We start from the raw sequence: 25,794 nt of genomic DNA, 5'->3' as shown, positions 1-25,794 counted from the left end.
GTAAGCTGATCTGGCAGTAAGCTTGTCGCGGTTTGTTTCGCGTCGCATTTCGAGCGGCCGCAAGAGCGCACAACGAAGCGCGACCCCGATCGCATCCGACGCCTGTCCTCGCTGGGACAGGCGTAACCCAACCTGACATCCGATGAAGCTGACACCTCGCGAGAAGGACAAGCTGCTGATCTTCACCGCCGCGCTGCTCGCAGAACGGCGCCGCGCCCGCGGCCTCAAACTGAATTACCCGGAAGCGATCGCTTTTATCAGCGCCGCGTTGATGGAAGCGGCCCGTGACGGTAAAACCGTCGCCGAGGTCATGCACTACGGCACCACGCTCCTCACGCGCGCCGATGTGATGGAAGGCGTGCCGGAAATGATCCCCGACATCCAGGTCGAAGCCACGTTCCCCGACGGCACCAAGCTCGTCACCGTTCACCACCCGATCCCGTAAGGCGGCCCATGATTCCCGGCGAACTCCTCATCGACGACGGCGAGCACGAACTCAACGCGGGCCGCGCCACTGTCACGGTGGTCGTGTCGAATACCGGCGACCGTCCGGTACAGATCGGCTCGCACTATCACTTCTACGAAGTGAACGAGGCGCTCTCCTTCGATCGCGAAGCGGCACGCGGCTTCCGGCTGAACATTGCAGCGGGAACCGCGGTGCGCTTCGAGCCCGGCCAGGAACGCACCGTCGAACTGGTCGAACTGGCGGGTGACCGCATCGTCTACGGCTTCAACGGCAAGGTGATGGGCAAGCTCTGACGCCCCTTCGAGCGCCTGTGCTCTGACCACCCTGCTCATTTCCGGACCCACACCATGACATTACGCATTGGCCGCCGCGCGTACGCGGAGATGTTCGGCCCCACGACCGGCGACCGCGTGCGCCTCGCCGATACCGAGCTGCTGATCGAAGTCGAGCGCGACTTCACAACCTACGGCGAAGAAGTGAAATTCGGCGGCGGCAAAGTGATTCGCGACGGCATGGGCCAGTCGCAACGCGTGCATGCCGACGTGGTCGATACCGTCGTGACGAACGCGCTGATTCTCGATCACTGGGGCATCGTCAAGGCCGACATCGGCATCAAGAACGGCCGCATCGCCGCGATCGGCAAAGCGGGCAATCCCGACATCCAGCCGAACGTGACGATCGCGATCGGCGCATCCACCGAAGTGATCGCCGGCGAAGGGCTGATCGTGACGGCGGGCGGCATCGATACGCACATTCACTTCATCAGCCCGCAGCAGATCGAAGAAGCGCTCGCGAGCGGCGTGACGACGATGCTCGGCGGCGGCACAGGTCCGGCAACGGGCACAAACGCGACGACTTGCACGCCGGGCCCGTGGCATCTCGAACGCATGCTGCAAGCGGCCGATGGTTATCCGATGAATCTCGGCTTTCTCGGCAAGGGCAACGTGAGCCTGCCGCAACCGGCGCTTGAGCAGATTGCCGCGGGTGCGATCGGCCTGAAGCTGCACGAAGACTGGGGCACGACGCCGGCTGCGATCGACAATTGCCTCTCCGTCGCCGACGACACCGACACGCAGGTCGCGATTCACACGGATACCTTGAACGAGGCCGGTTTTGTCGAAGCGACGGTAGCCGCGTTCAAGGGCCGCACAATCCACACGTATCACACGGAAGGTGCCGGCGGCGGCCACGCTCCGGACATCATCAAGGTGTGCGGCGAAGCGAACGTATTGCCCTCCTCCACCAATCCGACGCGCCCGTATACCGTCAATACGCTCGAAGAACATCTCGACATGTTGATGGTGTGTCACCACCTGGACCCGTCGATTGCGGAAGATATCGCGTTTGCCGAGTCACGTATCCGTCGCGAGACGATTGCTGCCGAAGACATCCTGCACGACCTCGGCGCGTTGTCGATGCTGTCGTCGGATTCGCAGGCGATGGGACGCGTGGGCGAAGTGATCATCCGTACGTGGCAGACGGCGCACAAGATGAAAGTGCAACGCGGCGCGCTGCCTGAAGACAACGCGCGGCACGACAATTTCCGCGCGAAGCGTTACATCGCCAAGTACACGATCAATCCGGCCATCACGCACGGCATCTCGCATGAAGTCGGTTCGATCGAACCTGGCAAGTGGGCCGACCTGGTGTTCTGGGAGCCCGCGTTTTTCGGCATCAAACCGTCGTTGATTCTGAAGGGCGGCATGATCGCGATGGCGCAGATGGGCGACCCGAACGCGTCGATTCCCACGCCTCAACCCGTTCACTATCGCGAGATGTTCGCAACGCGTGGCGGTGCACTGGGGCGCACTTCCCTGACCTTCGTTTCGCAGATGGCGGCGGATGCGGGCGTCGGCGAACGCTACGGCCTGAACAAGCGTATCGTTGCCGTGAAGAACTGCCGCAATATCACGAAGGCAAACATGATTCACAACGCGTGGCGCCCGGTCATCAGCGTCGACCCGGAAACCTATCAGGTGATCGCCGACGGTCAATTGCTGACCTGCGAACCGGCCACCGTGCTGCCAATGGCGCAACGCTACTTTCTGTTCTAAGCCATGCGCACTATCGACAAACTGATTGCACCGCATCTAAAGCTCGCGCCCGTGCTGGTGAAGCGCGCGCCGACCTTGACGCTGGCTTTCGACGACCGTCGCAAGAGCCGTCTCGCGGCAACGCTCGATAACGGCGAAGAAGTCGCGCTGCTGCTGCCGCGCGGCACCGTGTTGCGTGACGGCGATGTGCTGGTCGCCGACGATGGTGGTCTGGTGCGCGTGGTCGCCGCTCCCGAAGCGGTGCTGGTTGTCCGCGCGAAAGACGCGTTGACGCTGACACGTGCCGCGTATCACCTCGGCAATCGCCACACGCCGGTCGAAGTCGGCGCGGATTATCTGAAACTCGAATACGACCCGGTGCTGGCCGATATGTTGAAGCGCATCGGCGTCAGCGTGGATCAGGTGTCGATGCCGTTCCAGCCGGAATCCGGCGCGTACGGCGGCGGTCACAAGCATGGTCACGACGAGACCTTCGCGGAAGACTACGCGCTCGCGCAGCAGGTGTTCGGCGAGCATCATGGCCACGAGCATTCGCACGATCACAACGACGACGATCACGTCCACGACGAATCGTGCGGCCACGGACATCATCACCACCATGCGCATCGCTGAACTCACGGCGCTGCTGCATCTTGCGTCACCGGCACTACCGATCGGCGCGTTCAGCTACTCGCAGGGTCTCGAAGCCGCAATCGAAGCGCAACTCATCACCGACGCCGATTCCGCACGCGATTGGATCGCGAGCGGTTTAACCGATGTACTCGCGCGTGGCGAACTACCGTTTCTCGCGCATCAAATGGAACGCTGGCGTGCACACGACGCAGACGGCTTAAAGGAAGCGAACAGCGAATTCCTGGCAAGCCGCGAATCTGCTGAACTGAGACGCGAAACGGAACAGATGGGCTGGTCGCTGCGACAGTTGTGCGTCTCGCTGGAATGGGGCGACGCAGAACGACGTGTGACGCTGGCATCGCTCAAACCCTTGGCCCAACCCACGGCTTTCGCCTTCGCCGCGTACGCCCACGATGCAGCGCCCGACGCCGCGCTCGCCGCTTATGCCTTTAGCTGGGTGGAAAACCAGGCCGCCGCCGCATTGAAGGCCGTGCCGCTCGGCCAACTCGCCGGACAACGCATCATCGTCGCCTTGCGGGAGCCGATTGACGCCGCCGTCACGCGAGCCTTGGCCACTTCACCCGAAGACATCAACACCTTCGCGCCACAATTAGGCATTCTGTCGGCGCGTCACGAGTCGCAGTATTCGCGGCTCTTTCGCTCATAAAGAAAACCATCATGAACGCACCTCATCACCCCGCTCACTCGCCTGTCCGCACGAAGAAACTGCCGCCGCTGCGCGTGGGCGTCGGTGGCCCGGTCGGCTCGGGCAAGACCACGTTGCTCGAAATGCTCTGCAAGGCAATGCGCGAGCAGTACGACCTCATCGCGATCACCAACGACATCTACACGAAGGAAGACCAGCGTCTGCTGACCGTGGCGGGCGCGTTGCCGGCCGAACGGATCATGGGTGTGGAAACGGGCGGCTGCCCGCACACGGCGATTCGCGAAGACGCGTCGATCAACCTCGAAGCCGTCGACCGCATGCTGACGCGTTTTCCCGATGCGGACATCGTGTTCATCGAATCGGGCGGTGACAATCTCGCGGCGACTTTCAGCCCGGAACTGTCGGACCTGACGATTTACGTGATCGACGTGGCAGGCGGTGAGAAGATTCCGCGCAAAGGCGGCCCCGGCATCACAAAGTCAGATCTGCTGATCATCAACAAGACCGACCTCGCACCAATGGTCGGCGCGAATCTGGAGGTCATGGCGTCGGACGCGAAGAAGATGCGCGGCGAGCGGCCCTTCGTGATGTGCAATCTGAAGGCGCTCGACGGACTGGATGTGGTGGTGAAGTTTATCGAGAAGAAGGGGTTGTTGAAGGTTTAAGCGCAAGGGGCGCGCACCGGAGGTTTAAAGTCGGGGCGCTTTCGCTGCCCCTCACTCCGGCAACAACGCCATCAACACGTCGACAGTCCGTGCCGTCGCGCCGCGATGGCGCGCGGCGAACGCCGAGGCCGCGCCGCTCATCGCCAGCCGTCGCGACTTGTCGCCGAAGAGCTCGCGAAGCGCCCGTGCCAGATCGGCCGGATCTTGCACCTGCACCGCAGCACCCGCCGCGACCGCGTCCGCCGTCGCCTGGGTGAAGTTGAACACGTGCGGCCCGATTAGCACCGGCACCCCAACTGCGCATGCCTCAATCAGATTCTGCCCGCCCAGCGGCAGCAAACTGCCGCCGATAAACGCCAGATCCGAAGCGGCATAGTAAGCACCCAACTCGCCCATCGAATCGCCAAGCAGCACGTTCACGTCTGAAGACAGAGCGGGTACACCCCCCCCTGCCGTTGAAGCAGCGCCCGATGCCACGGTCGCCGCGGGCGCCCAAGCCGAACGCCGCTCAAGACGCAAACCCGCCTTCTCAACCAACGCTGCCACTTCGTTAAACCGTTGCGGATGACGCGGCACCAGGATCAGCAAAGCATCGTCGATGCCCAACGCCGCGAATGCCTGCAGCACCCGCTCCTCTTCGCCTTCGCGCGTACTCGCCGCGACCCACACAGGCCGCGTGCCGATCGCCGCACGCCATGCATGACCCCGCGCCGCCAGTTCCGGCGGCGTACTCATGTCGAACTTCAGATTGCCGAGCACCGCGGCGTTACGCGCACCGAGCGCAGTAAGCCGCTCAGCATCCGACGGACTCTGCGCCAGCACCCGCGCGAAGCCGCCGAACACGTCCCTGGTCGCATTGCCGAACTTCGCCGCGCGCTTGTACGAACGCGCCGACATCCGCGCATTGGTCAGCACCAGCGGCACATCCGCGCGACGGCATTCGTCGATCAGCGTCGGCCACACTTCGGTTTCCATCACCAGACCGAGCGACGGCCGCCACGTCCGCAAAAACCGCCGCACGGCATGCGGCATGTCGTACGGCAGATAGCTGCGCAAGACACGGTCGCCGAAAATCTGCTCGCCGGTGGCGCGGCCACTCGGCGTCATATGCGTCAAAAGAATTCGCGCGTCGGGACGCGCCTTGATCAGCGCTTCGATCAGCGGTTGCGCAGCACGCGTCTCGCCCACCGACACCGCATGCACCCAGATCAACGGCGCATTGTCTTCCGGCAACCGGCCGCGCGAGTAACCGAAACGCTCGGCGATATGCTCGCGATAACCACGCTCCTTGCGCGAACGGATCAGCAAACGCAGCACGGCAAGCGGTGCGACGATCCACCAGAGCGCGTTATAAATCGCCCTCAGCATCGGGACTCCGCATTGATTGGCGCGGATTTCGACGCACGTGCCGTCTCGAATGTCAGCGCGAATGTCAGCTCGAGTTTCAATGCAAAGGGGGCCACACGCGCAGAGGAGACAGGGGCGGAGACAGCGGCGCTCAAACCAGCGCCCTGCCCTTCAGGCGCTCGAGAATACCGAGCGGTGCGCAGTCCGGCTGCGCCATCGCCTTGACCGGCAGGAAGAAGGTCTGCTCCAGCATGAACTGGCCGGACATGACCGCATGCGAAGTCTGGTCGGAGAAACACACCCACACGCTGCCCGGCGGAAACGGCATGGTCTCCTGCGGGCTCGACTTCTGATACTCGAGATCGGCCTTCATGCCGTCGTGCAGATTCAGCATCAGATGGTCGTACTCGCTGCGCGGCGATTTGGTGACGTGCAGCAGGTTCAGCAGCCACGCCGAGCCTGGCATCTGCGGTTTGATGCGCGGCAGGAAGCGCTTAGCCATATCCTCGAACGGTTCGCCGACGCGCCACACGCGCGGCGCCCCGTGCAGATTGACGTTGGTGAACACACGCAAAATGCGCTCGCCGTAATTCGGCCGCGATGGAAATGCATCGACATGCAGACGGCTATCGTCTTTACGCCACGACGTTTCGCGCCCTTCCACCTGATGCAGCCGCAGGCTCGTCGGCGCAACGCGCAGCTTGCCGTTGTATTCGGGAAAGAGTCCATCGACCAGCGTGCGCGCATTGGCCTGATAACGCGCGATCAACGCGCGCACCGCCGATTGCGTGACCGCGTCGCCCGCCACGCCATGCAAGGCGCCACCGTTCGGCTCAAGACTGATGTTCTTGCGGTTCGGATCGGCCAGTGCGGGATCGAGTAAAGCCTGTTCGCCGCCTTCGATCGCAAAGCGCAGATTTGGGAAATACAGTACTTTGCCGCGTTCGACGCCGGCCAGCAGCATCTCGCGCGGCACGGACAGATTGAGTCCGTGCCAGTCAGCGTTCGCTACTTCGATGATCTGGGTTTCGTTCATGGTCGCCCTTGAAAACGGATGGAGCGTAAGGCGAAGCGCGCCGCGTCACACCATTACAGCAGGCCGAAACCGGCCAGTGCGGACTTGACTTCCTGCAGCGTGGGCGGCTTGCCGGCCGTGCCGAGATTGACGACGTTCGGCGACCAGTAGCCGCCGGTACGCCACGCGGTGGCGAAATTGTACAACTCGACTGTCGGCCGCTTCAGCGCCGCGGCAATGTGAACTAGACCTGTGTCAACACCGACTGTCGCGACGGCGCCTTCGATCAGGCCGACCACCGCCGGCAACGACAGCTTGGGCGGCACGATGGCCGCAGCGCCGAATTCCTTCGCCAGACGTTCGCTGGTGACGCGCTCTTCCTCGCTACCCCACGGCAGCACGATCGAGGCACCGCGCCGCACCAGTGACTGACCGAGTTCGATCCACGCGGTATCGGGCCACTGCTTGTCGGCGCGTGAGGTGGCGTGCACGAACACCACGTAAGGCACCGGCAGGTTCAGATTCGCCTCCGACAAAGCCAGCGCCGCGCGCCCGGTGTCGAGGCCGAAGTCGATTTCATCGGTGGGTTGGGGCTGCGGGTCGTCCAGCGCCGCGGCCACCAGTTGGCGCGTGCGCTCGACCACATGGGTACGCGGTTCGATCGGCACCCGCTTGTCGTAGAAGAAGCGCACCGGCCATTCGAAGCCCGCGCCGTCGGTACGGTTGGCGAGGCCGACCACCGGTCCGCGCGCCATGCTGGCGACCCACGCGGTCTTGATGAGCCCCTGGCAGTCGATCACAAGGTCGTAGTTCTCGGCGGCGAGCGCGCGGCGAAACGCGCCGATCTCGCGCCAGTTATCGACCGAAAAGAGACGCTTGCGCCAACGCCGCAGCGACACGGGAATCGCCCGCCGCACGCCGCTGACGAGCTCCACGAGCCCCACGAAGCTTTCCTCGACGAGCCAGTCGATCTGGGCATCGGGATGGCGGCGTCGGATGTCGGCGATCACCGGCATGTTGTGAACGACGTCGCCCAAAGACGACACCCTCACGATCAGTATCTTTTGCACGCTCAAGTGTGGAAAAACCGGCTATCCGGCCCGAAGATGCGTTGAGAGAGCCCCCAAACCTGTCGCATTCGCGCCAGGCCCCCCGAGGGGGGGTGAGAAAACTTGGGGCGGCCCTGCGTTTTCTCACGAGGACGGCAATTCTATCGCGCCACAGCTAAGTAGCATGAAAAAACGCGGCGCGGTCAGTGAAACCCGCGCCGCGTTCGACGGCAGCCGCGGTTCATGACGAACCACGGCGCCGCTCAAGCTTTTAGAACGGCAGCTTCGCGTCCGGCTTCTCCGCCATGATCACGCGGCGGAAGTCTTCCTGGATGCGCTTGAGCGCCTCGTCGCTATCGGCCTCGAAACGCATCACCACCACCGGCGTCGTATTCGACGAGCGCGCAAGGCCGAAGCCGTCCGGGTACTCGACACGCAGGCCATCGATCTTCACGACCTCGTCCGCGCCCGTGAACTTCGCGTTTTGCTGCAAACGCGCGATCAGTTCGAAGTTTTCGCCTTCTTCGAGCTTCAGTTGCAGTTCCGGCGTGGAATTCGAGTTCGGCAGCGAGTTCAGCAGCTTGCTCGGATCCGCCACGCGTGTGAGGATTTCCAGCAGACGCGCGCCCGTGTACAGGCCGTCGTCGAAACCGTACCAGCGGTCCTTGAAGAACACATGGCCGCTCATTTCGCCTGCCAGCGGCGCGCCGGTTTCGCGCAGCTTCGCCTTGACCAGCGAGTGGCCGGTCTTCCACATCAGCGGCACGCCGCCCTTGTCCTTGACCCACTTGGCCAGATTGCGCGTGCACTTCACATCGTAAATGATCTGCGCGCCCTTGTTGCGCGACAGCACTTCTTCGGCGAACAGCATCAACTGGCGGTCCGGATAAATGATCTGGCCGTCTTTGGTAACGACGCCGAGACGGTCGCCGTCGCCGTCGAACGCGAAACCGATTTCAGCGTCGGTTTCCTTCAGCGCACGAATCACGTCCTGCAGATTCTCGGGATGAGCCGGGTCCGGGTGATGATTCGGGAAGTTGCCGTCGATCTCCGTGAACAGTTCGACCAGTTCGCAGCCGAGCTTCTTGAAGAGCTTCGGCGCGAGGCCGCCAGCCACACCATTGCCGGTGTCGACCACGATCTTGATCGGGCGTGAGATCTTGATGTCGCTGGTGATGCGATCCAGATACGCATCGGCAATATCGTACTCAGTGTACGTGCCGCTACCTTCAGAGAAATTTTCGTCGACGATGCGCTGATGCAGCGCGAGGATCGTCTCGCCGTAAATGGCCGCGCCGCGCAGGACCATCTTGAAGCCGTTGTAGTCAGGCGGATTGTGGCTACCCGTCACGACGATGCACGAATCGACGCGGCGTTCGCCGCCGTCGAGCTTCAACGGCACGCTGGCCGCGAAGTAGCCGACCGGAGTCGGCACCATGCCGACGTTCACCACGTCGACGCCAGCCGCACGCAGACCGTCCGACAGCGCCTGGATCAGCTCGGGACCCGACAGGCGGCCGTCACGCGCGACCACCACGGCGTCGCCGCCTTGCGCCCGCACTTCGCTGCCGAATGCGCGGCCGATCGAACGTGCTGCGTCGGCGTCGAGCGTCTTGCCGATGACGCCGCGAATGTCATACGCCTTGAAAATAGATTTGGAGATCATGTTGGCTCACTTGCGTGCAATGGAAAATTTTGACCGGCGCATTGCCGAGGGATCGGTAAAACTATCTGAAACCCGAGCGACGCGCCCTTGCCGGAAGCGATCCGGTTCCAACTTATAATTGCGCCTTCCGGACATGCCCTAATAGACGCCCATTCTAATGCTTAGACGCCCTGCTTTTGCAATGTTGCCGCGACAGCCGGCCAGGTGGGCTGTTACATATAGCGCCCTGGCGCACGTTGCGCCCCTCGTACAACACCTACAACGCGTGCAACCGCATAGGCGAGTGTCCACAGGATGCTGACGCTCAAACGCTTCGCCAATCCTGACGTCACGCGCGCCTTCACCAATATCGTCTGGCTAGGGCTGGAGCGGCTTACGCAGATCGGCGTGGCGATCGTGATCAGCGGCATGCTGGCGCGCTACTTCGGGCCGGACACCTTCGGCAAATGGCAGTACGCGAACACGCTGCTGCCGGTACTTTCGCCGATCACCTGGGTATGCGGCGCGGAAATTCTGGTTCCTACCATCGTCGGCCGGCCGCCCACCCAGCTAGGCACGGTGCTCGGCAGCGCCTTCGCGCTGCGCTTTTCGGTTTCCGTCGCGGCGCTGCTGCTGACCTGGATCGGCATCGCTTTGCACTTTTTCGACCCGCTGGTGGGCGCGATGCTCGCCGGCCTCGCCGTGACAATGCTGTTTCGCGAGCCGTTCGTCGGCGTGATCAATGCGTGGCTGCAAAGCATGACCTACAGCAAGCCGCAGTTGCTCACCAGCATGAGCACTGCCGTGCTGAAGGCCGGCTTCGTCTATCTGCTGGTGCGCGCGATGGCAATGCCCGCGCGCTTTGGCTGGCTGTGGGCCGCCGAATCGGCGTTGATCGGCGCGGTTCTGCTGATCTATTACATGCGCCGGCATGGCGGCAAGCTTGGCTGGCATGTCGACCGTTCGCTCTTCAAGCACTTCGCGACTGCGGGCACGGTGTTCTGGCTCGGCCTGATCTGTATGTATCTGTTCCTGAAACTGGACAGACTGATGCTCGAGCGGGCAATTTCCTTCGCCGACCTCGGGCGCTATTCCGCCGCGCAGCAGTTGAACGAAAACTGGATCACGCTCGCGCTGATGCTCGCGCAGACGATTGCGCCCGCCTTTGTCTACCGCGTGCAGGACGCCGCGCAATTGCGCCGCAACGTGTGGCGGCTCACCGCCATGACCGCCGCGCTGATGGTGAGCGGCGCGCTCGTGCTGGATCTGCTGGCCGGCTTCATTATCCGCCGCGTGTTCGGACCGGACTTCGAAGGCGCGATCGAGATTTTCCGTTGGGCCGTGTGGCTTTCCGTGCCGGCCGGCATCGAAGCGATCGGCAATCTGATCGTGCTGAAATATCAAGCCAAATTCGTGTTGCTCTCGAAGTGGCTGCTGGCGCTGGCTGTTGCGTTCATCGTCAATCTGCTGGCGATTCCGCGGCTTGGCGCTTACGGTGCGCTGGTCGGTCTTGCGGGCGGTTATCTCGCTGCCGCGTCAGTTAATCTTTATTACATTCGTTTCAAATTGCGCCCATGACGAATTCATCCGCCGCAGCGCATTCCCTCGACGACGTCGCGGTCCTGATGCCCGCGTACAACGGCCAGGCCGACGTCGATCTCACGCTGGCTTCGTTTAGCGAAAGCGCGCTGGTTCACGTACTGATCGTCGACGACGGCAGCACGCCGCCGATCGTCGCGCCGGCGATCTCGAACATGAAGATCGAAGTGCTGCGTATGCCGCAGAACGGCGGCATCGAACGCGCACTGCAAACCGGCATCGACGCCCTTGCACAGCGCGGCTTTCGCTACGCAGCACGCATCGACGCGGGTGACCGCAGCGTGCCGCAACGGCTTGCCAAACAACGCGTGTTCATGGAATTACATCCGCAAGTGGCCGGCCTCGGCATGTGGACGCAAGTTGTTACGCGTGAAGGCAAACCACTTTTCATGCTGACGCCGCCCGCCGAACCGAATGAAATTCGGCGTCTGCGCTTCTTCCGCTCATGCCTCGCGCATCCTTCGATGATGCTGCGCATCGACGCGGTCCGCACCGTCGGCAACTATCGCGCGGCCTATCCTTCCGCCGAAGACCTCGATCTGTTCGTGCGCCTGATGGAGCGCTATGACTGCGCGAATCTGCCGGAACTCGGGCTCTACTACGAGCTGAACGAAGGCGGCATTAGCGCGACCAAACGGCGCCGTCAGGTCAACTCGACGCTGCGACTGCAACTGCGCTACTTCAACGCCGCCAATCCGTACGATTGGCTGGGCCTCGCGAAAAATCTGCTGCATCTCGTGACACCTTACCGCGCATTGCAGCGGGTCAAACGCACGCTGCTCGCGCCGCGTGCGAGCCATTGATGCCGTTCCGTCAGTCACCCGTCATTCACCCGTTACTCACCGTCGAGCCCGTTCCCGCATGAAGCCTGCCTTGAAGTCGACGCCCGCGCTACGCATTACACTCGTCTGTAACACCGCCTGGGCAATCTATACGTATCGGCAAGGACTGATCCGCATGCTGGTTGGACGCGGCGTCGATGTGACGGTGCTCGCGCCGCGCGACCGCACGTTCGAGCTGCTCACCGCGATGGGATGCCGCTGCATCGAATTGCCGGTGGCGTCCAAAGGCACCAACCCGCGCGACGATTTGCGCACACTTTTGTCGTTGTATCGTTTGTATAGAAGCATTCGCCCGCATGTCGTGTTCCATTACACGATCAAGCCGAACATCTACGGCTCGGTCGCGGCGAAACTGGCGGGCGTGCAGTCGGTGGCGGTGACGACCGGGCTCGGCTACGTATTCATCCAGCAGAGCCGCGCTGCGCAGGTCGCCAAAAAACTGTACCGTTTCGCCTTCCGCTTCCCGCGTGAGATCTGGTTTCTGAATCGCGACGACCAGGCCGCGTTTGTCGAGCAGAATTTGTTGGTGCATCCTGAGCGTGCGCGGCTCCTGCATGGTGAAGGCGTCGATCTCGAACAGTTCGCCTTCACGCCGCTGCCGGAGCAGGCGGAGTTCAAGTTCGTGCTGATCGGGCGGCTCCTGTGGGATAAGGGCGTCGGCGAATATGTCGAAGCGGCGCGGCGTTTGCGTGAACGTTACCCGCAGGCGCGGTTCCAGTTGCTCGGCCCGGTCGGTGTCGATAACCCGAGCGCGATCACACGCGAAGAGGTGGCCGCGTGGGAGCAGGAAGGCATCATCGAGTATCTTGGCGAGGCGCACGACGTGCGGCCTTTCATCGCCGCGGCAGACTGCGTTGTCCTGCCGTCATATCGCGAAGGCGTGCCTCGCACGCTGATGGAAGCCTCTGCGATGGGCCGGCCGATTGTCACGACGGATGTGCCTGGCTGCCGTGAAGTGGTGGCGGACGGCGTCAACGGATTGTTGTGCGAAGTGCGCAATGTAGAGAGTCTCACGGCGAAGCTGGCGCAAATGCTCGACATGAGCAGCGCCGAGCGCCGCGCAATGGCTGAACGCGGTCGACAGAAAGTCGCGCAAGAGTTCGACGAACGTGTGGTCGTCGAAACGTATAAAGACCTGGTGCAGAAAATGACGGGCGTTTTACTTTAACGGAGCAACAGCATGACCACGAAGGGTACGATTCTGGTAACGGGCGGTGCAGGATTTATCGGCTCGCACACATGTGTCGAACTGCTCAACGGCGGTTACGACGTTGTGGTAATCGACAATCTCGTGAACAGCAACCGCGAATCGCTGCGGCGCGTGGAGAAAATTACCGGCAAGGCCGTGACCTTCTACGAAGCCGATGCGCGCGATGAAGCGGCGCTCAATCGTATTTTCGACGCACACCCGATCACCGGCGCGATTCACTTTGCCGCGCTGAAGGCGGTGGGCGAGTCGGTCGCCAAGCCGATCGAGTACTACAGCAATAACGTCGGCAGTTTGCTGGCGCTGCTCGGCGTGATGCGCGATCGCAACGTGAAGCAGTTCGTGTTCAGCTCATCGGCGACGGTGTATGGCGTGCCGGAGAGCTCGCCGATCGACGAATCGTTTCCGCTGTCGGCAACCAATCCTTATGGCCAGTCAAAGCTGATTGCCGAACAGGTTTTGCGTGATCTGGAAGTGGCGGATGCTTCATGGCGGATCGCGACGCTGCGATATTTCAATCCAGTGGGCGCGCATGAGAGCGGGTTGATTGGAGAGGATCCATCGGGTATTCCGAATAACCTGATGCCGTACGTGGCCCAGGTGGCTGTCGGCAAGCTGGAGAAGCTGCGCGTGTTTGGTGGCGACTATGAAACACCGGACGGCACAGGGGTGCGGGACTATATCCACGTTGTGGACCTGGCGCGTGGACATCTGGCCGCATTGGATGCGCTGGTTAAACGCGATGCCAGTTTTGTGGTGAATCTCGGGACGGGCCAGGGGTATAGCGTGATCGACGTCGTCAAGGCGTTCGAGAAGGCTTCGGGGCGCCCTGTACCCTATGAGATCGTGGCTCGCCGGCCGGGCGACGTGGCTTCGTGTTTTGCGGATCCGGCGGCGGCTTTGGATGTACTCGGATGGCGCGCGGAGTTTGGGATCGAGCGGATGTGCGCGGATCACTGGCGCTGGCAGTCGGCGAATCCGCAGGGGTTTAGCGCCTAATTTTTGCCACGGGCCGCGGCGGGGTTGTCTGTTTGCCTAGGGCAAACAGACAACCCGATACCGTGTAAGCAACCAGTTCAGGATCAGGACGCAGCAAACGCAACAGGCGCGCCAGCCAACCTGGCGTTGCCCGCCGCTACGTGCCTCTCCTGTTTCGCCGGCGAATCATCAACCCTGAACACCGCTACAGCTTCCCTTAAAACGGCGGCCTGCTCCTCGAGCGACTTAGCCGCTGCAGCAGCTTCCTCGACAAGCGCAGCGTTGTGCTGTGTGACCTCATCGATCTGGGTGATCGCTTTGTTCACCTGCTCGATCCCTTCGCTTTGCTCCAGCGCGGCTGCCTCGATCTCGCCCATGATGCCCGTCACGCGTTCGACCGATTGCATCGCCTCATTCATGGTCCGGCTCGCTTCCGCCACCAACGAGGCTCCCTGCTGCACCTGAGCCGCCGAATCGCCGATCAACGCCTTGATTTCCTTGGCCGCCGTGCCGGACCGCTGGGCGAGGCTGCGCACTTCCGAGGCCACCACCGCGAACCCACGCCCCTGCTCGCCGGCCCGGGCCGCTTCCACCGCGGCGTTCAACGCCAGAATGTTGGTCTGAAAAGCGATCCCCTCGATCATGCCGATGATCTCCGCCACCTTGCGCGATGACTCGGTGATTCCGTCCATCGTTTTGGTGACGCTCGACACCACGGTACCGCCGCGCGTCACCGTATCCAACGCGCCATGCGCAAGCCGATTGGCCTGCTTCGCGTTGTCCGCGTTCTGCTTCACCGTCGCCGACAACTGCTCCATGCTTGCCGCGGTCTGCTGAAGCGCTGCCGCCTGCTGCTCGGTGCGCGCCGACAGATCGGCGTTGCCCGAGGCAATCTCGTTTGCACCTTGCGTAATCGCCGTCGTGCTGCCGCGCACCTTCGCGACCGTCTCGACGAGGCCGTCGCGCATCTTCGTCAGCGCGCTCAGTAACTGGCCCATCTCGTTGCGCGACTTGCTTTTGATTGCGATCGTCAGATCACCCGCGGCGATGCGCTCAAAATGTTTGATGGTCGCATTGACCGGCTTGACCACCGCCGCCGACAAACCGATCCGCGCCATCACTCCAATCACAATGGCAATCGCACCGATCGCCGCGAACAGCAGCGTCGCCATCTGGAATTGCTGGGCCGCCGAATCGGCCTGCTTGCGCTGGCTGTCCATCTGCAAGCGCTGCAGGGCATCGATGGCCTTCGAATAGGTGGCGTAAAAGGCGTTCGCCGTTTCGCCCTGGATATTGCGGAAGGTGTTGAAGTCGAAGTCGTTCAATGCCTTGAACTCTGGCTCGATTGCCTTATCGACGAGCGCGGAGCGTGCCTGCTCGACGCTCTGCGCCAGCTTCTTCTCAGCCTCGCTCGCGAACGGGCCGGCCATGTAACCACTGAAGTCTTTGTTCGATTCGACCAGCACCTTATGCGCGGCCGGCAACAGGTCGTCCGTTTGCTTGCCGACGCTAAAGAGTGTCTGATAGGAGCCGAGTGCGAGCTGCACTTGCAGCAGCTTCTCCGAGCTTGCCTTCAGATGCGACAGCGCCACGGCATTATGCTGCGTTTCGTCGAGGCTGCTGTTCGCGAGCTTGAGCGCGCCATAGCCGACGCCGATCACAATCAGCAGGAAAGCGACGAATACGCTGATCACCAGCGTCAGGCCGCCACGAATGGTGAGGTTGTTAAGCATTGGGTCTCCGGAACGTCTCATTGATCGGCGGCGAACCCCGCGATGTGCCGGCGACCGTCTTTTCGCCTGCAACTTATACTTCGCCGCATCCAGGTTAACGGCCTCCCAAAGACCTCGTTAAATAGGTGAAATCCATGACGGGCACGGGTTTGCGGACGCCTCGGGCGTCACTATCTGGGATTTCCCGTGCAATTGGCGCAAGCGTTGCTTTTCAGGACGGCATGCGTTTCGTTTGTATAATTCGGCGTCTTCGCTCAGGCCCACTTTCATGCTTAGTTTCGCGCTCGGCTTTCTCGTTTCACTGCTGATCACGCTGTTGATCGTGCGCTATGCGCATCTGCATGAAAAATTCTCCACCGATACCGATCTGGCCGGCGTGCAGAAATTCCATGTGCGACCGGTGCCCCGCATCGGCGGCGCCGGGATTCTGGTCGGGCTGATCGTGTCCGCCGTGCAACTGCACCATGCCTATCCCGCCGTATCGGGCGGCATCCTCGGGCTGATCGCGTGCGGCATGCCGGCGTTTGGCTCAGGACTGGCCGAGGATCTGACCAAGCGCGTGTCGCCGCTCGCGCGGCTCGTCTGCACCATGGCAGCGGCCGCCCTCGCCTATTTCCTGCTGGATATCGCCGTTACGCGCATCAGCGTGCCGCCGCTCGACTTTCTGCTCTCATATGCGGTGATCTCCTGCGCGGTCACCGTGCTGGCCGTCGCGGCGCTCGCCAACGCGATCAATATCATCGACGGCTTCAATGGCCTGGCCTCCATGGTCGCGTTCATGATGTTCGCTTCGCTCGCTTACGTGGCGTTCCAGGTGTCCGACCCGATCGTGCTGTCGGCGTCGTTCATGATGATGGGCGCAGTGCTCGGCTTCTTCATCTGGAATTTCCCGGCGGGGCTAATTTTCCTCGGCGACGGCGGCGCGTATTTCATTGGCTTCATGCTCGCCGAGCTGTCGATCATGCTGGTGATGCGCAATCGCGATGTGTCGGCGTGGTATCCGGTGCTGCTTTTCATGTACCCGATCTTCGAGACCTGCTTCTCGATCTACCGGAAGAAGTTCATTCGCGGGATGTCGCCGGGGATTCCCGATGGCGTGCATCTGCATATGCTGGTTTATAAGCGCTTGATGCGCTGGGCGGTCGGCACCAGAACAGCGCGGGAGTTGACGCGGCGGAACTCGCTGACCTCGCCGTACCTCTGGTTGCTGTGTCTGATCGCGGTCGTGCCGGCGACGTTGTTCTGGCGGCATACGCTGCATCTGTTCTGCTTTGTGGTGGTGTTTGCCCTGACCTATGTCTGGCTTTATGTGAGTATTGTGCGGTTCAAGTCGCCGCGGTGGATGGTGGTGAGGAAGGGGAAGCGGTGAGCCGCGCGCATGAAATCGGTGCTTGGGTTGCCTGGAAGCGGTGGCGACCAAGGCCACGACTACCGCGGCACCGAATCCTTGTGCGGGTTTTTGATTTTTGCTGCGGTTCTGGCTAGCTTGGTGAATGTGTCGCGGTAGTAAAAAAGGCGCTTGGAGCGCCTTTTTTAATGTGTGACAGCAACAACGGCGGGGAGCCGTGCCGCGAATGAGTGCTAGGAAACGCGTGTCACTGGTGTGACGTTGCTGACGCTGCGCAATGCCGGTGCAGTGGCCGGTTGATATTCCGGTACCCAGCGGCGTAGGTCGCGGCGAACTTCGTCGTCGCTTAGTACGCGGTGCTGCATGAGCCAGGGCAACAGATTGTCTATGAAGCTGTCCGGCACTTCACGCGCCCGTGCGATGCGCAACTTCGAATGCGGCGTACGGGTGGTCGTTTCGTCGTCTGCCAGCAATTCTTCGTACAGCTTTTCCCCCGGGCGCAGACCGGTGAACACCACACGAATCTGCTCTTCAGTAAAACCGTAAAGACGGATCAGATCATGCGCGAGGTCGGCGATTCGCACCGGCTTGCCCATGTCGAGAATGAAAATTTCGCCGCCATGCCCCATGCTCGACGCCTGCAACACCAGTTGCGATGCCTCCGGAATCGTCATGAAAAAGCGGGTGATTTCAGGGTGCGTAACCGTCACCGGACCGCCGCGCGCAATCTGCTCCTGAAACTTCGGGATCACACTGCCGGCGCTGCCAAGCACATTGCCGAATCGAACGGTTTCGAACTGCGTGCGTCTTGCGCCCTGCTGCAACGCTGAACAAGCCATCTCCGCAAGGCGCTTGCTTGCGCCCATGACGTTGGTCGGATTGACGGCCTTGTCGGTGGAGATCAAAACAAAGTGGGCGACGTCGTGACGGATTGCCGCGCGTCCCACCCGGTACGTGCCGAGCACGTTGTTGCGCACCGCCTGCCAGCTATTCACTTCTTCCATCAGCGGTACGTGCTTGTAGGCCGCAGCATGAAAAACGATATGCGGACAGTAACGCCCCATCACCTGGTCGAGAAGCAACGAATCCTTCGCATCGCCGATGATCGGAACCACCGATACTTCGGGATATTTATCACGCAGCTCTTCGTTGAGGCGGTAGATCGAGAACTCGGAGATATCGAATGCCACCAGTTGCACTGGTCCGAAACGCAGGATTTGCCGGCACAGTTCCGAGCCGATCGAACCGCCTGCGCCGGTCACCATCACGACGCGGTTTTTGAGCAGGGCTTCGACGTGCTGCGTGTCGATCATAACCGGATCGCGGCCTAGCAAGTCCTCCAGATCAATCTGCCGCACGCGCGACAGGAAAGCCTGGCCTTGCGTAAGCGGCGTGAGCGCCGGCAGCGTCATTGCGCGTACGCCTGCGCGCACGCACAGCGTGGCAATGCGGCGATGCGCTTCTACCGAAGCCGAAGGCACCGCAATGATGACGTGCTCGACCTTTAGTTCAGCGGTGATCTTCTGCAGATCGCTGATAGCACCCAGCACTCGGTAGCCGTATATTTCGCGGCCCTGCTTGACCGGGTCGTCGTCGAGCAGACCCGCGAGACGCCATTCGCCCGAGCGTTTCAGCTCACGCACAAGGTTTGCGCCTGCGTTACCCGCACCCAGCACCAGCACAGGCTTGCCCTGCCCGACGAGGCCGCCGTAGCGATAGAACTCCTTCGCAGCCCGGTATAGCGCGCGCGAACCGCCCATTCCGAGGAAAAGCAGCATCGGCGAAACAATCAGGACAGAGCGTGGCACGACGGGGGCTGGCTGCAGCAGTGCCGAACCGATAACCACGACCACCGCGCCGACGCCGATCGCCTTGGCGATTCTCACGAGATCGGGCAAGCTGGCAAAGACCCACATGCCGCGATACAGCCCGTAGCTGCGGAACATGACCGCGTAGACCAGCAGCACCCAGACCAATGCGTGCAGACCACTCGACCAGAACGGGGCGGGCACCGGTCCGTTGAAACGGATCACGTAGGCCAGCATCCAGGCCAGCGCCACCGCGCACAAGTCGAACGCAAACGCACTGAACGAAAGCCATCGGGCTTTGAATCTTTTCATTGCGCAGAACCTCAGGATTTCCCGGAACGGGACACATGGCGCCGCCAGTAGCGATCAATGAAAAGCCCGGCGAGCACAAGCACTGCAGCCCATGCGACGACAACAAGCCATTGATAAACCACAGCAAAACTCAGTACCCATAAAGCAAGCATTATGCCCGCGGCCATGAAGAAATACCAAATTCGTGCCGTCGACGCGTGCCCGAAACCGCCTTGCACCAATCTTTGATAGTAGTGTTCGCGGTGCGCTTGCCAAAATTTTTCGCCACGGAGCAGTCGTTTGAGCAGGGTAACCGAGGCGTCGCCAATGAACGGAGAAAAACTGAGCGCCGGGAACCAGATCGGCCAGACGCTTTCGCGCCAGCCCCAGTAGCCAAGCGCGCCCGCTAGAAAGCCCAAGGGGACCGATCCTGCATCCCCGAGGAAGATCCGTGCGGGATGAAAGTTGAACAGCAGAAAACCCGCTGCCGCCCCCGCCACCACGAGACACGCCAGCGCAAGCTCAGGGGCCGGATGGGTCGAAATGGACGCGGCGATCGCGTAGCCGCCGAAGCCGAACAGAGCCATACCGCCGGCGAGGCCGTCCGACCCATCCATGAAATTGTACAAATTGACCAGCCAGACGAGTAAAAACGCCAGTGCCGCCAAGGCCCACCAAGGCACATCGGCCGGGTAGACGATGATCAGCGCAACCACAGCGGCTGCATGACCACCGAACCGGACCCGCGCGGGCAAACCACGGCGGTCGTCGATTTGCGACAACGCGGCCAGCAGCGCCGCCAGCAGCGCGGGCAACCATAGCGCCGGGGCGGCGAGCCAGATCAGGATCACGACCACCGGCACGATGCCCCAGCCGCCGACGCGCGGCGTTGGGCGCGTGTGCAGCGAACGGTCGTTCGGGATGTCGGTGGCAAGACGCCAGGCAAGGCCGCTCCGGAGCAGAAACCACAGAACCGCCGCGCACGCACACAGCGCTGCGACGCCCCAAAGGAGCAGGTGCACGGCGGGGGAGGCAAGGAGCGAAACGATCGGCATTGAGAATGGGTTCAGTGCGGTCAGTGCGTTGAGCGATACCAGGCGGCTGTCTGCAGCAAGCCATGTTCGACTGTGTGAGGCGGGTACCAGCCGAGGCGTTCGCAGATGTGCGAGCTGTCGAGGCGCAGTTCGCCGATTAGCCGGTCGATCTGGGCCGAGCGACCGGTCAGCCGGCCGGCAACGCGCAGTAAGCCGACGGGAACCGGTACGAGGCGCCCGGGTGCGTGCAGTTGCTTCGCGAGCGCACGAGCAAGTTCCGAGACGCTTAAATCGCGACCGTCAGTGACATGGAAGGTCTCGCCAGCGGCGCGCGGGTCGGTTGTGCAGTGCACGAGCGCGTCGGCCAGGTTGTCGACGAACACAAGGCTGCGACGGGCTGCGATTGAGCCGAGCGGCAGCGGAATGCCTTTGGCGATGGCGCTCATCAATTGCAGGAAGTTGGCGCGCACACCCGGGCCGTAGACCAGCGGTGGGCGCACGATCACGATTTCAAGGCCCGATTCACGACCGTATTCGATCAGCGCGCGCTCGGCTTCGAGCTTGGAGATGCCATAGGGGTCGGTGGGCGCGGGTTCGTCTGCTTCGGTGATAGGGCGGCCGGCGCTGGCTTCCCCAACGGCCTTGATGCTGCTGACAAAAACGAAACGACGCGCGCCCTTGTGGCGGGCTGCTGCGGCGACACGCAAGGCGCCAGTGACGTTCGTTGAGCGGTACGCAGCAAGCGGGTCCGCCACTGTATCGTTGAGCAGATGGACACGAGCCGCGAGATGAATGACGCAGTCGAAGCGCGGAGATTCGGGCCAGGCAAAGTCGAGATATTGAAAGTCGTCATGATCGACGACCCATTCACGCACGCCTTCACCTAGACCACCCGAGCGCCGCACCAAGCCTGTGACGACATCGCCGCGTTGCCGCAGCGCACGCGACACCGCCCGACCGACAAATCCGTGGGCGCCGGTGACGAGGACATTCTGACTCATACGGTTGCTGGCAGGCGAGGATCGGACGTCGACTGGGACAGGCGGTCGGACACGCCAGGCATGGCACGGCGATGGGCAGGTTGTGAGGTACGGTAAAATTCGACCATCGGAAATCGAGTGTGGTTCTGATGCACCATTGTAAGGCTGATCGAACGGCGCTCCGAAAATCGGCAGATTTCCACTGTATCATTCAAGGTTACCCGATCGCGAAGCGCCGCGGGAAGATCGAAAACAGATTCGTGGCCTGCTCTACCGCCCTCCCGGCGGGGATTTGCTGAGCCGTTGCCGCGGACCGCGCCAGAAATTCGAGAACACCACCGGCATCCGTAAGCTTTTCGTCAAGTTACAGAACTGAGCCGCGCGCGCGCCGGCTATGAGTCCGTCACAGAAGAATTTTTATCTGACCGCCTTCAACGGCGGCAATTCGGGGATATCGGTGAATCGCCGGCATCCTGCACCTTAGGTCATACGTAGAGCAATTGATATGAAAGTGTTGTTCGCCACGTATCCGATGGCTTTCCACACTCCAGGCGGTGGCGAGATCCAGTTGCTCGCTTACGAGAAGCACCTCCCGCAACATGGCGTCGAGGTGAAACTGTTCGATCCATGGAAGCCGCGCTTCCTTGAACACGATGTCGTTCACTTCTTCTCGTGCGTAGGCGGTTCGTCGCATTTCTGCGCGTTCGTCAAGCGCCTCGGTCTGCCGCTGGTTGTGTCGTCCAGTCTATGGATTACGGAAGAAACGAAGCATCTCTATCCGATCGACGAAATTCGCGCTCAACTCGGCCTTGCCGACCGCGTCGTCGCCAACTCGGAGATTGAGTGCGATACGCTCGCCAGCGTGCTGAATCTGCCGCGGGACAAATTCGTCACGGTGTACAACGGCGTTGACGACGTTTTCTTCGAACGGCCAGGACCCGACCTTTTCCGACAGCACATAGGCAACGATGCACCGTTCGTGTTGAACGTCGGCAACATCGAACCGCGCAAGAATCAGCTGCGCCTGGCGCAAGCAATGAAGTCCCATCCGGACCGGAAATTGCTGCTCGTGGGTCACGTACGCGACGAAGCCTACTTCAACGAAGTGATGCAGGAGGCCGGTTCGCAGGCAACCTATATCGGGCCCCTGCCGCACGACTCCGAACTGCTGCGCTCCGCCTATCAGGCCTGCTCACTCTTCTGTCTGCCGAGCACGCTCGAAACCCCCGGTCTCGCGGCGCTCGAAGCAGCCGCACAGGGCACCCCGCTGCTGGTCACGTCCGAAGGCTCGACACGGGAGTATTTTGGGGACTACGCGACCTACGTGAATCCGAACGACAGCCACGATATCGCGCAACACATCGCGCAAGCGCTTTTGAAAACCGGCGCTGGCCACGACCGTGCAAGCCAGCGTGCAGCCAGTGCCTTGGGTAAGGAGTTTTCGTGGGCCACCACGACTGCGCGCCTCGCCCAAATCTACAATACGTTAGTGAAGTGACGAAGGGAAACGGAATGAACTTTTACGAAGACAAAATTGATCTGGTAAATCAATACATGCAGGATCGATTCGATCAGGCACAGGGTATCAAGGGATGGAACGTCAGATACGTCCCTAAGGCACTTGATTTTGTCGACGCCGAAGCGTTGAACATCAAAGCCATTGCCTTTTATCTTCCGCAATTTCATCCGATTCACGAAAACGATCTGTGGTGGGGCAAGGGCTTCACCGAGTGGACCAACGTCACGAAAGCGGTACCGCAATTCGTCGGCCATCACCAGCCGCACCTGCCAGGTGAACTCGGCTTCTACGATCTGCGTATTCCTGAAGTGATGCAGCAGCAAGCCGAACTCGCCAAGCATTACGGCATCACCGGCTTCTGTTTCCATCACTACTGGTTCGGCGGCAAGCGCCTGCTGGAAAAACCGCTGCAAAACCTGATCGAGCACAAGGAAATTGACATCAAGTTCTGCGTGTCGTGGGCAAACGAAAATTGGTCGCGCCGCTGGGATGGGCTTGAAGACGATATCCTGATCTCGCAAAACCACAGCCCCGAAGACGACATCAACTTCTTCGATTCGCTCGTCGAAGCATTCCGCGACGAGCGCTACATCACGGTTGACGGCAAGCCGGTGCTGATCGTCTACCGCGTGACCCTGCTGCCCGATGCGCGCGCCACGGCAGAGCGCTGGCGTGCGCGCGCACTCGAAGTCGGCCTACCTGGCGTCTATCTTGTCGCTGCGAAGTCGTTCAACATTACTGACCCGACTGTATTCGGCTTCGATGCCGCCGTCGAATTCCCGCCGCACCAGTCGCACGCGAAGGAAATCACCGAACAGCACGTCATCATGAATCCGACGTACAAGGGCAAGATCTACGACTTCGAGGAAGTCGCGAACCGCCTCGGCAAGACCACGTCCGAAGATCACCTAACGTTCAAGACGGTGATGCCCTCATGGGACAACGAAGCGCGCAAGCCGGGCGCAGGTTTCTCGTTCGTCAAGTCCACGCCGCAAAACTACGCGAAGTGGCTGAACGACGCCTGCCAGACGACGATGCAGCACGAAGAAGACAAGCGCCTCGTGTTCATCAACGCGTGGAATGAATGGGCAGAGGGCGCTCACCTGGAACCGGACCGTTACCACGGTTATGCGTATCTGCACGCAACGGCGAACGTGTTGCGCGGCTATCGCAAGAAAACGGCTGCCGACAACTTCTACAACGAACACAACGCGAAGTTCGCCAAGAAGAGCAATACCGCCGTCGTGTTGCATTTGTACTATGAAGATCTCGCCGACAGCATGATTTCGTACATCAAGAACATCGGCAATCCCGATGTCTTTGTAACTTTCAAGCAAGGCGTCGACCGCGCGTATCTGGACAAATTTATCGATAGCGGCCTGAACACGTATCTGCTGCCGGTCGAAAACATCGGTCGCGATATCCGGCCGTTCCTGATCGCTTATGGCGAAGTGGCCAGCCGCGGTTACGACTACTGCTGCAAGCTGCATACGAAGCGCTCGCTGCATCGTGTCGATGGAGATACCTGGCGCTCGTCGCTACTGGGCTGCCTCGCCGGCTCGGAAAGCTGCGGCAACAAGGTCATCGATTATTTCAGTAGGAACAAGGAAGTCGGTTTGCTAGCGCCGAAAGGCTCGATCACGGACCTGTCCGTACCCGAGATCCACGCAGGCAATATCAGTTGGCTCGACGCAATTCTCGGCAAGATCGGCGAAGACTCGCTGATCGGCAACTACAACGTCCATTTCCCGTCCGGTTCGATGTTCTGGTTCAAGGTCGACGCATTGCAGAATCTGCTCGATCTGAAACTGGAGAACGAAAGCTTCGAACTGGAAACTGGTCAGTTGGACGGCACGCTGGCCCACACGATTGAACGTCTGTTCGGCGTCTTCGCGAGCAAGAAGGGATATCAGATTCAAGAGATCGACGTTGCCAGCCTGTGATGCGAGCGGCCAGTGGAGGCAAGCGTGATTTCCAATAGAAATTTTATCGACTTGGAATTCGGGCGGGACAATGGCATCCGCGAAAAGGCCTTTTCCCCGGCCCTTCTGCACGTTCTCGACATCGTCAATCAGGGTTATACGGTCGTGCGCGGCACCAGTGCCGTGCCGGCCAGATGCGACGCTGCGCGTGCAGCATTGGCTCGCTTCAAGCAAGCCAATGCCCAAGCGTGCGCCCTGCATGCGAACGAGCACGGCTATCTGCCGCCGCTTGCGAACCTGCACTGCGGCCTGCCTGAATTGATCAATCTGTTCTCGACGCACGCGCTCGTCGCGGAAATTGCGGATCACTTCCTCGGGGAAGCGGTGGTGTTCTCGTCGTCATACACGGAACAAAGCTCAACGCACGATGCCGAGCGCGATGCCCCGAAGTTTTGTACCGAACCTGAGCATCTGCACATGGGCTTGTGGTTCGCACTCGAAGATACGGACGATCAGAACGGCCCGTTGACGCTAGTGCCGAAGGCGCACGCACTCCCCGAGCTCGATCGAGAAAAAATTCTGCGCTCCGTCTATCAGCCTGGTGACGAGATCGACCCACATTCGCTGGAACTCTGGGACACGTATCAGGCCGAACTGCGTAAGCAATGCGAACAGGCGGGACTCGCCGAAGAAGCCATATTGGTCAGAAAGGGCGACGTCGTTGTCTGGCATCCGGACATGCTCCATGGCGAAGCACGTGCGGCAGATCCACTGCGCACGCGCCACGCACTCGTCATGCACGTCACGCCAGCTGATATGCAGATCGGACTTCAGGACGTTTTCTACGGTGGTCGCAAGCTGCCCGCAGAGCAAGTTTCGTGGCAGTACAAAACGGCTGGCACGCGGCGCTACGTCGATCATCACGCGGTAGGGTTTGGGCAGCAACCGGATCACCCAATCTCTGATCTTTCGTTTTAATTAGGAAAAACTATCGACACAGTGACGCCGATAGC

At 61.2% G+C, this 25,794-nt stretch carries 22 protein-coding genes; 14 read left to right on the top strand and 8 right to left on the bottom strand.

Translation table 11 applies throughout. The features are described 5' to 3' along the window. Window positions 1-142: 142 nt before the first annotated feature. The 6 genes from ureA to ureG are packed head-to-tail and all read left to right on the top strand — an operon-like array spanning window position 143 to window position 4,464. Window positions 143-445 carry an urease subunit gamma gene (ureA, locus tag PQQ52_RS23420; protein ID WP_074286085.1) on the top strand — a complete coding sequence of 101 codons (303 nt, stop codon included), beginning with the start codon at window positions 143-145 and terminating at the stop codon, window positions 443-445. An 8-nt stretch (window positions 446-453) separates the two neighbouring features. After that, window positions 454-759 carry an urease subunit beta gene (locus PQQ52_RS23415; protein ID WP_408216493.1) on the top strand — a complete coding sequence of 102 codons (306 nt, stop codon included), beginning with the start codon at window positions 454-456 and terminating at the stop codon, window positions 757-759. Window positions 760-813: 54 nt separating this feature from the next. Next, the gene (ureC, locus tag PQQ52_RS23410) at window positions 814-2,520 is read left to right on the top strand and encodes an urease subunit alpha (RefSeq protein ID WP_408216490.1); all 1,707 of its coding nucleotides are present in this window, start codon (window positions 814-816) and stop codon (window positions 2,518-2,520) included. A 3-nt stretch (window positions 2,521-2,523) separates the two neighbouring features. Further along, window positions 2,524-3,132, top strand: coding sequence for an urease accessory protein UreE (gene ureE / locus PQQ52_RS23405; protein ID WP_408216487.1), 609 nt, complete (start codon window positions 2,524-2,526; stop codon window positions 3,130-3,132). Then, complete coding sequence (locus PQQ52_RS23400; RefSeq protein WP_408216599.1) at window positions 3,119-3,799, top strand: urease accessory protein UreF; 681 nt, start codon at window positions 3,119-3,121, stop codon at window positions 3,797-3,799. Before ureE ends, PQQ52_RS23400 begins: the two co-directional genes overlap by 14 nt. Before the next feature lie 11 nt (window positions 3,800-3,810). After that, complete coding sequence (gene ureG, locus PQQ52_RS23395; RefSeq protein WP_408216484.1) at window positions 3,811-4,464, top strand: urease accessory protein UreG; 654 nt, start codon at window positions 3,811-3,813, stop codon at window positions 4,462-4,464. A 51-nt stretch (window positions 4,465-4,515) separates the two neighbouring features. Here ureG and waaA read toward each other — a convergent pair whose 3' ends face one another. The 4 genes from waaA to PQQ52_RS23375 all read right to left on the bottom strand — a co-directional run bounded on the left by waaA (window position 4,516) and on the right by PQQ52_RS23375 (window position 9,541). Next, a complete protein-coding gene (gene waaA, locus PQQ52_RS23390; protein WP_408216481.1) occupies window positions 4,516-5,832 on the bottom strand; it encodes a lipid IV(A) 3-deoxy-D-manno-octulosonic acid transferase in 1,317 nt (438 codons plus the stop codon). A 130-nt stretch (window positions 5,833-5,962) separates the two neighbouring features. Beyond that, window positions 5,963-6,847 (bottom strand): Kdo hydroxylase KdoO, encoded by an 885-nt coding sequence (kdoO, locus tag PQQ52_RS23385; RefSeq protein WP_408216479.1) that lies wholly within the window; start codon window positions 6,845-6,847, stop codon window positions 5,963-5,965. A 53-nt stretch (window positions 6,848-6,900) separates the two neighbouring features. After that, window positions 6,901-7,902: a lipopolysaccharide heptosyltransferase I gene (waaC, locus tag PQQ52_RS23380; protein WP_408216477.1), complete on the bottom strand. Its 1,002-nt coding sequence runs from the start codon at window positions 7,900-7,902 to the stop codon at window positions 6,901-6,903. A gap of 244 nt (window positions 7,903-8,146) precedes the next feature. Continuing rightward, window positions 8,147-9,541, bottom strand: coding sequence for a phosphomannomutase/phosphoglucomutase (locus PQQ52_RS23375; RefSeq protein WP_408216474.1), 1,395 nt, complete (start codon window positions 9,539-9,541; stop codon window positions 8,147-8,149). Between the two features lie 294 nt (window positions 9,542-9,835). Here PQQ52_RS23375 and PQQ52_RS23370 point away from each other — a divergent pair, with 294 nt between their 5' ends. Genes PQQ52_RS23370 through galE form a run of 4 tightly spaced genes read left to right on the top strand, consistent with a single transcriptional unit; the run spans window position 9,836 to window position 14,167 of the window. Then, on the top strand, window positions 9,836-11,098 hold the full coding sequence (locus tag PQQ52_RS23370; RefSeq protein WP_408216471.1) for an oligosaccharide flippase family protein: 1,263 nt from the start codon (window positions 9,836-9,838) through the stop codon (window positions 11,096-11,098). Beyond that, the gene (locus PQQ52_RS23365) at window positions 11,095-11,922 is read left to right on the top strand and encodes a glycosyltransferase (protein WP_408216469.1); all 828 of its coding nucleotides are present in this window, start codon (window positions 11,095-11,097) and stop codon (window positions 11,920-11,922) included. The genes PQQ52_RS23370 and PQQ52_RS23365 overlap by 4 nt, the downstream gene beginning before the upstream one ends. Before the next feature lie 58 nt (window positions 11,923-11,980). Further along, a complete protein-coding gene (locus PQQ52_RS23360; protein WP_408216467.1) occupies window positions 11,981-13,129 on the top strand; it encodes a glycosyltransferase family 4 protein in 1,149 nt (382 codons plus the stop codon). A 12-nt stretch (window positions 13,130-13,141) separates the two neighbouring features. Further along, complete coding sequence (gene galE / locus PQQ52_RS23355; RefSeq protein ID WP_408216464.1) at window positions 13,142-14,167, top strand: UDP-glucose 4-epimerase GalE; 1,026 nt, start codon at window positions 13,142-13,144, stop codon at window positions 14,165-14,167. A gap of 83 nt (window positions 14,168-14,250) precedes the next feature. Here the strand turns inward: galE and PQQ52_RS23350 are convergent, their stop codons facing one another. Further along, window positions 14,251-15,879, bottom strand: a complete 1,629-nt coding sequence (locus PQQ52_RS23350; protein ID WP_408216461.1) for a methyl-accepting chemotaxis protein — start codon at window positions 15,877-15,879, stop codon at window positions 14,251-14,253. A 268-nt stretch (window positions 15,880-16,147) separates the two neighbouring features. Here PQQ52_RS23350 and PQQ52_RS23345 point away from each other — a divergent pair, with 268 nt between their 5' ends. Further along, the gene (locus tag PQQ52_RS23345; protein ID WP_408216460.1) at window positions 16,148-17,248 is read left to right on the top strand and encodes an MraY family glycosyltransferase; all 1,101 of its coding nucleotides are present in this window, start codon (window positions 16,148-16,150) and stop codon (window positions 17,246-17,248) included. A 212-nt stretch (window positions 17,249-17,460) separates the two neighbouring features. On the opposite strand, the gene PQQ52_RS23340 is transcribed toward PQQ52_RS23345, so the two are convergent. Genes PQQ52_RS23340 through PQQ52_RS23330 form a run of 3 tightly spaced genes read right to left on the bottom strand, consistent with a single transcriptional unit; the run spans window position 17,461 to window position 21,361 of the window. Next, the gene (locus PQQ52_RS23340; RefSeq protein ID WP_408216457.1) at window positions 17,461-19,347 is read right to left on the bottom strand and encodes a polysaccharide biosynthesis protein; all 1,887 of its coding nucleotides are present in this window, start codon (window positions 19,345-19,347) and stop codon (window positions 17,461-17,463) included. Between the two features lie 11 nt (window positions 19,348-19,358). After that, window positions 19,359-20,381, bottom strand: coding sequence for an MraY family glycosyltransferase (locus tag PQQ52_RS23335; RefSeq protein WP_408216454.1), 1,023 nt, complete (start codon window positions 20,379-20,381; stop codon window positions 19,359-19,361). A gap of 20 nt (window positions 20,382-20,401) precedes the next feature. Continuing rightward, a complete protein-coding gene (locus PQQ52_RS23330; RefSeq protein WP_408216451.1) occupies window positions 20,402-21,361 on the bottom strand; it encodes a UDP-glucose 4-epimerase family protein in 960 nt (319 codons plus the stop codon). Window positions 21,362-21,845: 484 nt separating this feature from the next. On the opposite strand from PQQ52_RS23330, the gene PQQ52_RS23325 reads away from it, so the two are divergent. Genes PQQ52_RS23325 through PQQ52_RS23315 form a run of 3 tightly spaced genes read left to right on the top strand, consistent with a single transcriptional unit; the run spans window position 21,846 to window position 25,759 of the window. After that, entirely contained in the window at window positions 21,846-22,838 is a 993-nt protein-coding gene (locus PQQ52_RS23325) for a glycosyltransferase family 4 protein (protein ID WP_408216448.1), read from the top strand. A 14-nt stretch (window positions 22,839-22,852) separates the two neighbouring features. Further along, window positions 22,853-24,802, top strand: a complete 1,950-nt coding sequence (locus PQQ52_RS23320) for a glycoside hydrolase family 99-like domain-containing protein (RefSeq protein WP_408216446.1) — start codon at window positions 22,853-22,855, stop codon at window positions 24,800-24,802. Between the two features lie 24 nt (window positions 24,803-24,826). Next, window positions 24,827-25,759, top strand: coding sequence for a phytanoyl-CoA dioxygenase family protein (locus tag PQQ52_RS23315; protein ID WP_408216443.1), 933 nt, complete (start codon window positions 24,827-24,829; stop codon window positions 25,757-25,759). The last annotated feature ends 35 nt before the right edge of the window (window positions 25,760-25,794 follow it).

It is taken from the genome of Paraburkholderia sediminicola (assembly GCF_046030555.1).
Classification (GTDB): Bacteria; Pseudomonadota; Gammaproteobacteria; order Burkholderiales; family Burkholderiaceae; genus Paraburkholderia; species Paraburkholderia sediminicola_E.
This window is presented reverse-complemented; position numbering and strand designations above follow the sequence as displayed.